A 12522-nucleotide genomic window follows, 5' to 3' on the forward strand; every position below is an offset into this window, starting at 1 on the left:
GCCCCGTTCAGGCCCCGCCCGGCCCGGTGGTCGGGACCGTGGCCGGGTCGGCGGCCGGATCGGGCACCGGGCGGGTCGCCGCGCAGTGCCACGCCCAGGACAGTGACCCGAGACCGGTCACCACGAGGGCGGTGAGCGCGAGGCCGAGCGTGCTGGTGGCGACGTACGGCGTGAGCGCGACCGCCGCCACGGCGTTGAAGATCAGCGTCAGGAAGGTCAGGCAGCTCATCACCGCCCCCCGCCGCGTGGGCAGCAGGTCCAGCGTCATCAGCTGGATCGACGGGAAGGCCATGCCGTTGCCCAGGCCGATCAGGCTCGGCCCGACGACAGCCCACGGCAGGTCCGTGGACAGCGGCGACGCGGCGAGCCCGACGCCGACGACGCCGCCCAGGAGGGTGAGGCAGTAGCCCACCGACACGAGGCTGCGCTGCGTGACCAGGCCGGCGCTGCGTCCGCTGATCCACGACCCGACCATCATCGAGCCGATCATCGGGACGAAGAGCACCCAGAAGTCGAGCTCACCGAGGCCGAGCAGGTCGACCACGAAGATGGCCGCGCCGCCGATGTAGAGGAACTGGGCACCGAAGCCGAGCGTGCCGGCCCACGCGAGCCGGTGGAAGGCCGGCTGGCGGACGACGGCCGAGAGCCCGCGGGCGATCTCCCCGAGCCGCAGCGGCACCCGCGCGGCGACCGGGTGCGTCTCCGGGAGCACGACGAGCGTCGCGGCGACCGGGTGCGTCTCCGGGAGCACGACGAGCGTCGCGACGATCAGCACGACACCGAGGACCACCTGGAAGGCGAAGACCAGCTGCCACGGGCCGACCTGGAGGAGGCCGCCGCCCACGACGGGGGCGACCGCGGGGGCCAGCCCGAAGATCAGCGCCACCCGGCTCATCAACCGTTGCGCCTGCTCGCCCTCGAACATGTCGCGGATCACGGTGCGGCTGACGATGGTGGCCCCGCCGGCACTCAGGCCCTGGAGCACGCGCCCGGCCAGCAGCAGCTCGAAGGTGGGGGCGAACGTGCAGGCGATCGACGCCGCGGCGTACACCCCGACCGAGCCGAGGATGACGGGCCGCCGACCGATCGAGTCCGAGAGCGGGCCGTGGAAGATGCTCATCGCGGCGAACGCGAGCATGTAGGCCGTGACGATCAGCTGGAGCCGGCCGGTGCCGACGCCGAACTCGTCACGGATCTCCGGGAACGCCGGGAAGGGCGTGTCGATGCTGAAGGGCCCGATCATCGAGAGCATCGCGAGGACCAGGGGCACCAGGACGGCGAGGCGGGGCGCGACGACCGAGGCCTCCTCGACCCGTCCCCCCGCGCTCATGTCGCCATCAGACCACCCGTCGACCCGATCCCCGCAAACAGCGGTTACCGCATTCGCGGGTCCTGGGTCGGGTCGTCGTACGCCGCCGGGCACCCGTCCTCGACCGCGCGTGGTCGCACCTCGTAGTGCCACGGCTCGTTGGCGTAGATCTGGCAGAGCCCGAAGGCGGAGCCGTGCCGCGACATCCAGTCCATCGCGTCGTACGGCCCGATGTCGACGGCCTCGCCCTGCACGTGCGGCGACGTCTCCGGGGTCGCGACCCAGCGGGCCGCCTCCTCTTCGGAGCCGTACTCCTCGACGGCGGCGGCGAGCAGCCGGCGCTGGTGGGCCGGCGAGCGCCAGCCGCTGGTGATGCGGACCGTCACGCCGTCGGCCGCCGCGGCGTCCGTGGCCCGACGGATCGCCGCGCGCAGCCCCGGGTCGAGCCCGGTCGTGCCCACGCGGGTGGTCGCGTCGTCGTGCCGCACCCCGTCGAGGGTGGGGGAGGCGGCGACGCCGACCACGGCGGCGGCGATCGCGACGACGCCGGTCAGGATTCTCGAGATGGTGGTCATGCGGGGTCCCTGCGGCGTTGTTCGGAGGAGCGAAGCGGAGGAGAAGAACGTCGTGGGGTGCTCATGCGACCACCCAAGGGATCCGCGCGTTGCCGGGTCGTATGCGGTTTTCGATACGCCGGCGATACGCGCCGGCTCGTAGCATCGAGCCACCATGCGCGTGCTGATCGTCGAGGACGAACCCCTCCTGGCCACAGCCGTCCGTGACGGCCTGCGCCTCGAGGCGATCGCCGCCGACATCGCGCCGGACGGCGACACGGCCCTCGAGCTGCTCGACCTCAACGCCTACGACATCGCCGTCCTCGACCGCGACATCCCCGGCCCATCGGGCGACGAGGTCGCCCGGCACATCGTGGCGACCGGCAGCGGGATGCCGATCCTGATGCTCACCGCGGCCGACCGGCTCGACGACAAGGCCAGCGGCTTCGAGCTCGGCGTCGACGACTACCTCACCAAGCCCTTCGAGCTGCGCGAGCTCGTGCTGCGCCTCCGGGCGCTGGACCGTCGCCGCGCTCACGCCAGGCCACCCGTGCTGGAGCTCGCCGGCCTGCGCCTCGACCCGTTCCGCCGCGAGGTCTTCCGCGACGGGCGCTACGTCGCCCTCACGCGCAAGCAGTTCGCCGTGCTGGAGGTCCTGCTCACCGCCGGCGGCGGCGTGGTCAGCGCCGAGGCCCTCCTCGAGCGAGCGTGGGACGAGAACGCCGACCCCTTCACCAACGCGGTGCGGATCACCGTCTCGGCGTTGCGCAAGCGGCTCGGCCAGCCGTGGATCATCGCGACCGTGCCGGGTGTGGGCTACCGGATCGAGGCGGGAGGATGAGCAGGCCGCCCGGGATGAGCGTCCGGCTCAAGCTCACGCTGAGCTACGCCGGGTTCTTGATGGTGGCCGGCGTGCTGCTGCTTGCCGTCGTGTGGGTCTTCCTGCTGCGCTACGTGCCCGACGTGATCGACGCGGGCGGCATGTTCGTCCCCAACCGCTCCGACCTGCAGCGGGCGTTCGTGCCCAAGGCCGCCGCGGCGCTCGTCCTCCTGCTCGCCTTCGGCCTCGCCGGCGGGTGGGTGCTTGCGGGGGCGATGCTCGCGCCCCTCGACCGGATCACGCACGCCACCCGCCAGGCCGCCGGCGGGTCGCTGTCGCACCGCATCCTGATGGAGGGCCCGACCGACGAGTTCCGTGAGCTCGCCGACGCCTTCGACACCATGCTCGCCCGGCTGGAGGCGCAGGTCGCCGAGCAGCAACGCTTCGCCGCCAACGCCTCGCACGAGCTGCGCACCCCGCTCGCCATCACCCAGACCCTGCTCGACGTGGCGCGCCGGGACCCGGGACGCGGCACGGCCGAGCTCGTCGAGCAGCTGCACGCGGTGAACGCGCGGGCGATCGACCTCACCGAGGCGCTGCTGCTGCTGAGCCGCAGCGACCAGCGCGCCTTCACCCGTGAGCGGGTCGACCTGTCGCTGGCGGCGGAGGAGGCGACCGAGACCCTGCTGCCGCTCGCCGAGGAGCGCGCCATCACCCTGGAGACGACGGGCGACGTCGCCGCGGTCCTCGGCTCGCACGCCCTGCTGCTGCAGCTGACGACCAACCTCGTCCACAACGCGATCGTGCACAACGACCGGGGCGGACGCGTGTGGGTCACCACCGCCGCCGGGCGCGACGACGTCGAGCTGCGCGTCGAGAACACCGGCGCCGTCCTCGCGCCGTCGCTGGTCGCGACCCTCACCGAGCCGTTCCAGCGCGGCAACCGGCGCGCCCGCAGCGACGACTCCGGAGTCGGGTTGGGCCTCGCCATCGTCGCGAGCATCGTCCGCGCCCACGACGGGACGCTCGCGCTCGCCGTACGCGAGGGAGGCGGGCTGGTCGTGACCGTCCGACTTCGCGCCGACTCGGCGGCCGGCTAGGGCCGACTCGGCAGTGGTTTCACGCCGACTCGGCACCGAGTTCGCGCCGACTCGGCGCCGAGTTCACGCCGACTCAGCTGTTGCTGAAGACCGCGGGGTCGTCCGGGCCGCGGCCGGCCCAGGTCCACGCGTAGGCCGGGTCCTCGACCGCGAGGCCGCCCTCGCCGAGGTCGAGCGGGGCGAAGGTGTCGACCATGACGGCCGACTCGTCGAAGTACTCCGCGCCCAGCGACGCCTCGATGGCGGCGGGCTGGGGGCCGTGGGCGTAGCCGCCCGGGTGCAGCGAGATCGAGCCGAGGTTGATGCCCGAGCCCTTGCGCGCCTCGTAGTCGCCGCCGACGTAGAACATGACCTCGTCGCTGTCGACGTTGGAGTGGTAGTAGGGCACCGGGATCGAGAGCTCGTGGTAGTCGACCTTGCGAGGCAGGAAGTTGCAGATCACGAAGTTCCAGCCCTCGAAGACCTGGTGCACCGGCGGCGGCTGGTGGATCTTGCCGGTGATCGGCATGTAGTCGTCGATGTTGAACGTGTAGGGATACAGGCAACCGTCCCAGCCGACGACGTCGAAGGGGTGCGTCGCGTAGGTCATCCGGGTGCCGACCACGCCCGCGCTGGTGCGGTGCTTGACCAGCACGTCGACGTCCTCGCCCTCCACGAGGTACGGCGACGTCGGCCCGTGCAGGTCGCGCTCGCAGTAGGGGGCGTGCTCGAGCATCTGCCCGAACCGCGAGAGGTAGCGCTTGGGCGGGTGGATGTGGCTGTTGGCCTCGATCGCGTAGAGCCGGCTCGCTTCCGCCGGCACCCAGCGATGGGTGGTCGCACGCGGGATGACGACGTAGTCGCCGGCGCGGTAGGGCACGACGCCGAAGACCGACTCGACGGTGCCGGTGCCGGACTCGACGTACACGCACTCGTCGCCGATGGCGTTGCGGTAGAGCGGGCTGGACTGGCCGCCGGTGACGACGTAGGTGAGGCGGACGTCGTTGTTGCCGAGCACCAGCCGACGGCCCTCGACCGGGCAGGAGCCGGTCTCGAGCGAGTGCAGCTTGAGGTGGCGCGCCTTGAGCGGGTGGTTGGGCGTGCGGGTCTGGTCGGAGAGCTCCCAGACCTGGCTGTTAACGAGGGCCGACGGCACACCCCGGTGGTAGAGCAGGGAGGAGTCGGAGGAGAAGCCCTCCTCCCCCATCAGCTCCTCGTAGTAGAGCGCGCCGGACTCGTCGCGGTGCTGGGTGTGACGCTTGGGCGGGATCGTCCCGACGCTGCGGTAGAAGGCCACGGTCGCTCCGTTCGGAAATCGGACGCAATCGTCCGTTATGTGACTCATGACTAGAGTAACCCCGTGCCCGCTCCCCTGCCAGATCCAGTGCCGGCCACCTGGTCCGGCTTCTTCGACGACGCGGCCGTCTTCCCGCCCGGCAACGCCGCCCTGCCCGACGCGGTCGCGGCCTTCACGGCCCGCCGTGACGAGTGGTACGCCGACCTGGCGGCCTCCCTTGTCGTCACCGACCAGCAGGTGCCGGACGTGGGCGCGCCGAACGTCCCGCTCTCCATCGTCGTCACCGCCGGGGCCGGTGCGGTCCCCGGGGCGCTGCGCCTGGCCGGCCGGGCGGGCAACCCCGTGGCCGGCCTCGAGATCGCGCTGCGCGACCTCGACGACCTGGCCGGCAACGCCCGCCGCGTGGTCGCCGCCGTCGACGCGGCCCGCGGCGAGGGGGCCCTCGACGACGAGACCCCGGTGTTCGTCGAGCTGCCTTCCGCCGACGTGACCTACGGGTGGGAGGCGGCCGCCGACGAGGTGGCTGCGGCCGAGCTGCGGCTCAAGTTCCGCACCGGCGGGGTCGAGGCCCACCTGTTCCCGACCGCCGGGCAGGTCGCCGCGTGGATCGACGCCGCGCTCGACCGCGAGCTCTCGTTCAAGTGCACCGCCGGGCTGCACCACGCCGTACGCCACGAGGACCCGCAGACCGGGTTCGTGCACCACGGCTTCCTCAACCTGCTCGTCGCGACGGCCGAGGCCGACGCCGTGCTGGACGAGGAGGGCGTCGCCGAGGTGCTCGAGCTCCGCGACGAGGCCCCGCTGCTCGACCTCGCCCGCGGGCTCGACCTCGGCAAGGCCCGCCGCTGGTTCACCGGTGTCGGGTCGTGCTCGATCCTCGAGCCGCTCGCCGACCTCATCGACCTCGGACTGCTGGAGACCCCGTGACCGACACGCAGAGCTGGGTGCCCGGCGCAGCCGGTTCCCCCTTCGACCTCGACCACCTGCCCTACGGCGTGTTCTCCCGGTCCGGTGACCAGCCCCGGGTGGGCGTGCGCATCGGCGACCACGTGCTCGACCTCGCGCCGGTCGCGGAGATCGGCGACCCGGCGAGCGCGCTCGCCCGGGCCTGGCGCACCCCGAGCCTCAACGCCTTCATGGCGATGGGACGCGACCAGTGGGCGATCGCGCGCGAGTGGATCGAGGAGGTGCTGCGCCACGACGTGCACGAAGCGCGCACGGCACCTCACCTCCACCCGCTGGCCGACGTCGAGCTGCACCTGCCCGTCGAGGTCGGCGACTACGTCGACTTCTACGCCTCCGAGCACCACGCCTCCAACGTCGGTCGCATCTTCCGGCCCGACCAGGAGCCGCTCCTGCCCAACTGGAAGCACCTGCCCGTCGGCTACCACGGCCGCGCGGGCACGATCGTGCCCAGCGGCACCGGGATCGTCCGGCCGCAGGGTCAGCGCAAGGCACCGACCGAGGACGCCCCGACCGTCGGGCCGTCGCGACGGCTCGACATCGAGGCCGAGCTCGGCTTCGTCGTCGGCGTCCCGTCCGCGCTCGGCGACCGGGTCACGACCGGCGACTTCGCGCGCCACACGTTCGGCGTCGTCGGGCTCAACGACTGGTCCGCGCGCGACATCCAGGCCTGGGAGTACGTCCCCCTCGGGCCGTTCCTCGGCAAGTCGTTCGCCACGACCATCAGCCACTGGGTCACTCCGCTGGCCGCGCTCGACGCCGCGTGGACCGACCTGCCCGGCCAGGACCCGCGGCCGCTGGACTACCTCCAGGTCGACGGGCCGGCCGGCCTCGACATCTCCGTGGAGGTCGTGCTCAACGGGACCGTGGTGTCGCGACCGCCGTACTCCTCGATGTACTGGTCGCCCGCCCAGATGCTCGCCCACACCACCGTCAACGGCGCCAGCGTGCGCACCGGCGACCTGTGGGCGTCCGGCACGATCTCCGGCCCCGAGCCCGACCAGCGCGGCTCGTTCCTCGAGCTGTCGTGGGGCGGCAAGGAGCCGTTCCTGGTGGACGGCGAGGAGCGGAGCTTCCTCGAGGACGGCGACGAGGTGACGCTGCGATACACCGCGCCCGGCACCTCCGGCGGACGCATCTCGCTGGGCGAGGTCACCGGCAGGATCCTGCCCGCCACCTGAGTCCCGACGATCTTCTCGAGCCGCTCGCGCGCGCTGCGGGTGGCGAGCAGGACCAGCACGACCGCCGTGGCGAGCAGCGACCCGACCACGATCGCGACGTAGGCGCCGTGCAGCGAGGAGTCGAGCGGCGCGACGACGCCCGAGACCACCGCAGCGGCGAGCAGTCCGAACGACCCCAGCCGCGGCAACCGCGTGACCGCCAGGAACGGCAGGGCCCAGAGGAAGTACCAGAGGTGCACCACGGGGCTGAGCACGATCAGCGCCCCCGTCACGGCGGCGACGGCGCGCACCGCCTGTGCGCGGTCCCCCGTCGTCCACGTCAGCGCCACGCGTACGGCGAAGCCGAGCGCCACGACCTGCGCGAGCGCGCGGACCAGGTCGAGGAAGGTGTCCGGCGCGAGGCCCGCGCCGAGCCAGCCGGCGACCAGGTCGAGGAAGCCGCCCAGCACCGTCGGCATCGACAGCGGGACGTTCACCGAGCCGGGGACGCCGAGGGCGTGCACCCACCCCACGCCGAGGCCGGCCAGCAGGCCGGGCCCGACGAGGACCGCGCAGGACACGGCGCCGACCTGCACGAGCCGGCGCACCCGGTGCCCGAGGGAGGCGGCGGCGGGCAGGGCGACCAGCGCGATCCCGATGCACACGAGCCCGCCGGGCAGCTTGACCGCCGCGGCGAGGCCGCCGAGCGCCGCGCCCCACACCCAGCCCCGCTCCACCGTGACCACCAGCGCGGCCGCCATCAGCCCGACCATCAGCAGGTCGTTGTGGAGGCCACCGACCCCGTGGGCCAGCATCAGCGGCGAGCAGAGCACGACCGACGACGCCAGCGCCGGGTCGACGCCCGCCCACGCGGCCAGCCTCGGCACCGCCCAGGCGAGCAGGGCGAGCCCGAGCAGCGCGACGAGGCGGTGCGCGACGACGAGCAGCCACGGGTTGCCGGTGACGCCCGCGACGGCGTCGCCGAACAGCAGCGGGACCGGCCCGTACGGCGCGGCGGTCTCCATCCAGCGCGGGTCGACGCCCTGCACGATCGGCCCGACCAGCACGCCGGGGCCGAACTCGTACGGCGAGATGCCGACGTGCGCCAGCACGCCCTGGGCGGCGTACGACCAGCCGTCACGGGAGAAGAGCGGCGGCGCGAGCACGAGCGGCGCGGACCACACGACCGTCGCGTGCCGCACCAGCGCGATCGCGTCGTCCCGCTCGCGGCCCTCGGCCCGCGCGACGTCGCGGCACAGGCGCAGCCACGCGGCGGCGTGGAGGCCGAGGCCGAGCAGCACGACGGACAGCCCGGCCATCCGACCGGCCTCCGAGCCGCGGAGCGCCTGCAGCACCGTGACCTGCATCAGCGCGGTCGACGCGGGCAGGGTCGAGATGACGATGCCACCCAGGAGGACCAGCAGGCTGCCGGCGAACCCCCGAGTCACCATGCGGGGAGGCTAGGTCCGTCGTCCGACGCGTCCCCCACGAGCAGGTGAACCGGGGCCCAACAGCTCTAGAGTTCGAGCCGTGAAGCAGCTCGGTCAGTACGCCCCGCCCCGCCACGTCGTCGCCCACCTCTCCGACCCGCACCTGCTGGCGCACGGGATCAAGCAGTACGGCGCGATCGACACCGAGCAGAGGCTGCGCCTCGTCCTCGACCGGCTCGCCGCCGTCGACCCGCCGCCGCAGGCGCTGGTCTTCACCGGCGACCTCGCCGACAAGGGCGAGCCGGACGCCTATGCACGCCTGCGCGAGATCGTCGAGCCGGCCGCCGAGGCGATGGGCGCGGAGGTGGTGTGGGTGATGGGCAACCACGACGAGCGCGCCGACTACGCCCGCGGACTCTTCGACTCCGACGACGACGGACCGCAGGACCGCGTGCACGTCGTCGACGGGCTGCGGATCATCTCGCTGGACACCAGCGTCCCGGGCTACCACCACGGCGACCTGACCGACGAACAGCTCGCGTGGCTGGCCGACGAGCTGGCGACACCGGCCGAGCACGGCACCCTGCTCGCGATGCACCACCCGCCGCTCCCGCTGCCGATGCTGCGCGCGGCGGAGCTGATCGAGCTGCTCGAGCAGCCCCGGCTGGCGGCGGTCGTCGAGGGCTCGGACGTGCGCGGGATCCTGGCGGGACACCTGCACTTCTCGACGTACTCGATGTTCGCCGGCGTGCCCGTCTCGGTCGCCTCGGCGAGCTGCTACACCAGCGACCCGGCGCCCGTCGACCGCTTCGTGTCAGGCGTCGACGGCGGCCAGGCCTTCACGATGGTCCACGCGTACGGCGACCGGCTGGTGCACACGATCGTGCCGCTGGAGCGCGGCCCCGAGGTCAGCGGCGTGGGCCTCGACATCCTGGCCGCCGTCGAAGAGCTGAGCCTCGAGGATGCGCGTGAGCTCGCGTCCAGCAAGACCTCGGCCTTCAACGCGACCCACGAGGACCACGACCGCTGACATGTGACAGGACCCTCCGGGGGGTCAGGACCTGTCGGAGGAGTCGCCGGTGACGACGACGTAGAAGCGCTTGCGGTTGCCGTTGGTCGTGGGGCTGCCGTCACTGTTGCGCGGGCTCACGACCAGCGTGTTGGTGTTGCCGGTGTTGGGCGGCGCGCAGTTGACGGTGCCGGGCTGGCACATGGCCACCGCGACCTCGCCCGAGAACTCCGGGTTGCTGTCGGCGCCGGGGGCCCGACCCGAGGTGATCGCGTCGCCGTTGAGGTCCACGGTGTTCTGCAGCGCGATCGTCGCCAGCACGCCGTTGTTGGCGAGGTTCTCGCCGGCGTTGATGTAGACGTTGCCGTTGGCGCGCAGCCCGGCGGCGTCGGTCGCGGTGGGGGCCAGCGTCGGGTAGGCCGCCGTGATGGTGAAGCCACCCGACTGGGCCACGATGGTGCCGTCGGCGTCGACGAGGGCCCAGCGACCCACGCCGGCAGGACCCGCCGGGCCGGCCGGGCCGGCAGCGCCGTCCAGGATGCCGGGCGCGAGGTCGTTCTTCTTGACGGTGCCGTCACGCAGCTCCCAGCCGCCGAGCGAGCCGTTCTTGATGTCGCGACCCTTCAGGGAGTTGTCCTTGATGTCGGCGGACTTGAGCGAGTCGTTCTTCACGTCGTCGGATCCGATCAGCCCCGCCGCGGCGACGGAGGTGCCGCTGGTGGCGATGACGAGGGCGAGGACGGACACGGCCATGGACGGCGAAGGACGCCGCAGTGCAGGGAATCGCATGGTCTGAACCTTTCGGTGCGGCGCGCCCGGGCGGCGGCCTTGCAGGAGGTTCGGCGTGACCTGGATCACGGATTGGCGGAGATCTCAGATTCCTTCGGTGCCGATGCCCGGATGCACGAAGGGGCGCCCGGCGCGCATCTCCTCGACCGCCCCCGGGTGCACCCGACGGAGGTGGTCGAGGCCGCGCCGGCGGTAGCGCAGGATCTGCACGATCCCGAGGGCCCAGAACGGATACTGCACGGCCATCGCGAGCCGATAGTCGTCGAGACGGTAGGCAGCCATCCCGCCGGGCTGCGACAGGTCGAGGACCACCCCGATCAGCGCCATCGTCAGCAGGGCGGCGGTGAAGCCACCGACGTTGACCAGCCCGTTGGCGCGACCGATCGCCTGCACCGGCGTGAACGAGCGGGCGAGGTCGAAGCCGACCATCGCGGCCGGGCCGCCGCTCGCGACCGCGAAGGCCATCACGACCACGATCCAGTGCGGCGCGACACCGGGCCACAGCAGCACCGCCGTCCAGGCCGTCGCCATGGTCACGACGATCCCGATCACGATCCAGGAGCGGTAGAGCGGGAACCGGGCGACCAGGCGCGCGAGCAGCAGCCCGCTCAGCACCGCCCAGGCGGTCATCGCCATCAGCAGTCCGCTGGCGGCGCCCTCCGACCAGCCGAGGCCGCGCACGAGGAACGGGAAGCCCCACAGCAGCGCGAAGACGGTGCCGGAGAACTGTGCGGTGAAGTGGGACCACATGCCCAGCCGCGTCCCCGGGTTGCCCCACACGGTCCGCACCGACTGCGCGAGGGCGCGCAGCTTGATGGCCACGACCTCGTCGCTCCTGTACGGCGAGTCCTTGACCAGCACGACGACGGCGACGAGCAGCACGACCCCGATGGCGGAGACGGTGGCGAAGGCGCGCGTCCAGCCGAGCCGGTCGAGCAGCAGCGTCAGCGGAGCAGCCGCCACGATGGCGCCGAGCTGGCCGGTCATGCCGGTGAGCTGGGTGACCAGCGGCGCCTGGCGGACCAGGAACCACACGCTGACGATGCGGATCACGCTGACGAAGATCATCGCGTCGCCGGCGCCGAGGACCGCGCGGGCGGCCACGGCACCGGCGAAGGTCGTGCTGAACGCGAAGCCGAGCTGCGCGAGGGTCATCAGCACCAGTCCGCCGACCAGCATCGCGCGCGACCCGAAGCGGTCGAGGAGGACGCCGACGGGCACCTGCATCGCGGCGTACACCACGAGCTGGAGGACGGTGAAGGTCGCGAGCCGCGTGGCGGTGATGTCGTAGCGCTCGGCGGCCAGGATGCCCGCCACCCCGAGCGAGCTGCGGTGGAACACGGCCAACATGTAGACCGCGAGCGAGACGCCCCAGATGGCCCACGCGCGCCGCCGGCCGATGTCGTGGACCTGCTCGGCGCTCATGGCGCCAGCATCGCAGGGACGCCGGCGAGCCTCGGCGCTGCCCTCGCCGGCCGTGACGCGCGTCCTACTGCCGGCCCAGCGCCGCGTCGAGGACCAGCCGGCCGGCCGAGCGGGCCGCCTCGAAGGAGCCCTCCTGGGGCCGCATCGCGGCGGAGACCAGGGACCCGTCGTAGAGCACGACGAGCGCCTCGGCGGTCGCCACCGGATCGGCCGTGCGACCACGCAGGCTCGCCTCGAGAACCCCCTTCACCGCGTGCTTGTGGGTGCGGGCCCACCGCACGGCAGGCCCCGTCTCGTCCGGCAGCTCGGCGACGGCCACGGCGAAGGCGCAGCCGCGGAAGACCTCGTCGTTGGAGCGTCTCTCCGCCACCGACATCAGCGCGTCGAAGACCTGGTGCGGGTCGGTCTCGTCGACCTCGGCCACGGCGTCCTCGATGACCGCGATCGTCCGCTCGTGGCGACGCTCGAGATAGGCCTCGACGAGCTGCTCCTTGGTCTCGAAGTGGCCGTAGAGCGTCCCGCGCGCGGCGCCCGAGCGTTCGAGGATCCGCTGCACCGCGGTCTGGGCGATGCCCTCCTCGTAGAGCACCTCGTCGGCGGCGGCGAGCAGTCGTTCGAGTCCCGGGCGGCGCCGCGTACGGCGCTCCGGCACGGGCGCGACGGTCGTGTCCTGAGCTTCCACGGGAT

Annotated in this window: 11 protein-coding genes and 1 pseudogene; 5 read left to right on the forward strand and 7 right to left on the reverse strand. The window is 72.7% G+C overall.

The genetic code is table 11. The features are described 5' to 3' along the window. Positions 1–7: 7 nt before the first annotated feature. Positions 8–1330: a multidrug effflux MFS transporter gene (locus tag C7S10_RS02435; RefSeq protein WP_108342796.1), complete on the reverse strand. Its 1323-nt coding sequence runs from the start codon at positions 1328–1330 to the stop codon at positions 8–10. Positions 1331–1374: 44 nt separating this feature from the next. Next, complete coding sequence (locus C7S10_RS02440) at positions 1375–1884, reverse strand: M15 family metallopeptidase (protein WP_108342797.1); 510 nt, start codon at positions 1882–1884, stop codon at positions 1375–1377. A gap of 154 nt (positions 1885–2038) precedes the next feature. On the opposite strand from C7S10_RS02440, the gene C7S10_RS02445 reads away from it, so the two are divergent. Together C7S10_RS02445 and C7S10_RS02450 are read left to right on the forward strand one after the other, a co-directional pair. Beyond that, positions 2039–2704: a response regulator transcription factor gene (locus tag C7S10_RS02445; protein WP_108342798.1), complete on the forward strand. Its 666-nt coding sequence runs from the start codon at positions 2039–2041 to the stop codon at positions 2702–2704. After that, on the forward strand, positions 2701–3783 hold the full coding sequence (locus C7S10_RS02450) for a sensor histidine kinase (RefSeq protein ID WP_108342799.1): 1083 nt from the start codon (positions 2701–2703) through the stop codon (positions 3781–3783). The genes C7S10_RS02445 and C7S10_RS02450 overlap by 4 nt, the downstream gene beginning before the upstream one ends. 73 nt (positions 3784–3856) lie before the next feature. Here the strand turns inward: C7S10_RS02450 and C7S10_RS02455 are convergent, their stop codons facing one another. Then, positions 3857–5059, reverse strand: a complete 1203-nt coding sequence (locus tag C7S10_RS02455) for a homogentisate 1,2-dioxygenase (protein ID WP_108342800.1) — start codon at positions 5057–5059, stop codon at positions 3857–3859. A 63-nt stretch (positions 5060–5122) separates the two neighbouring features. On the opposite strand from C7S10_RS02455, the gene C7S10_RS02460 reads away from it, so the two are divergent. Continuing rightward, entirely contained in the window at positions 5123–5986 is an 864-nt protein-coding gene (locus C7S10_RS02460; protein WP_243395156.1) for a hypothetical protein, read from the forward strand. After that, positions 5983–7203, forward strand: a complete 1221-nt coding sequence (gene fahA / locus C7S10_RS02465; protein WP_165807026.1) for a fumarylacetoacetase — start codon at positions 5983–5985, stop codon at positions 7201–7203. The genes C7S10_RS02460 and fahA overlap by 4 nt, the downstream gene beginning before the upstream one ends. Before the next feature lie 32 nt (positions 7204–7235). On the opposite strand, the pseudogene mptB reads toward fahA, so the two are convergent. Next, positions 7236–8633, reverse strand: a pseudogene (gene mptB / locus C7S10_RS22690) (polyprenol phosphomannose-dependent alpha 1,6 mannosyltransferase MptB); the annotation flags it as partial. A gap of 79 nt (positions 8634–8712) precedes the next feature. On the opposite strand from mptB, the gene C7S10_RS02475 reads away from it, so the two are divergent. Further along, positions 8713–9642: a phosphodiesterase gene (locus C7S10_RS02475; protein WP_108342803.1), complete on the forward strand. Its 930-nt coding sequence runs from the start codon at positions 8713–8715 to the stop codon at positions 9640–9642. Positions 9643–9666: 24 nt separating this feature from the next. Here C7S10_RS02475 and C7S10_RS02480 read toward each other — a convergent pair whose 3' ends face one another. The 3 genes from C7S10_RS02480 to C7S10_RS02490 form a co-directional block, all read right to left on the reverse strand. Further along, the gene (locus C7S10_RS02480; protein ID WP_133176410.1) at positions 9667–10410 is read right to left on the reverse strand and encodes a hypothetical protein; all 744 of its coding nucleotides are present in this window, start codon (positions 10408–10410) and stop codon (positions 9667–9669) included. Positions 10411–10494: 84 nt separating this feature from the next. After that, complete coding sequence (locus tag C7S10_RS02485) at positions 10495–11835, reverse strand: MFS transporter (RefSeq protein ID WP_108342805.1); 1341 nt, start codon at positions 11833–11835, stop codon at positions 10495–10497. A 64-nt stretch (positions 11836–11899) separates the two neighbouring features. Further along, positions 11900–12517, reverse strand: coding sequence for a TetR/AcrR family transcriptional regulator (locus C7S10_RS02490; RefSeq protein WP_108342806.1), 618 nt, complete (start codon positions 12515–12517; stop codon positions 11900–11902). Positions 12518–12522: the final 5 nt, after the last annotated feature.

The organism is Nocardioides currus (assembly GCF_003057875.1).
Taxonomy (GTDB): Bacteria; Actinomycetota; Actinomycetes; order Propionibacteriales; family Nocardioidaceae; genus Nocardioides; species Nocardioides currus.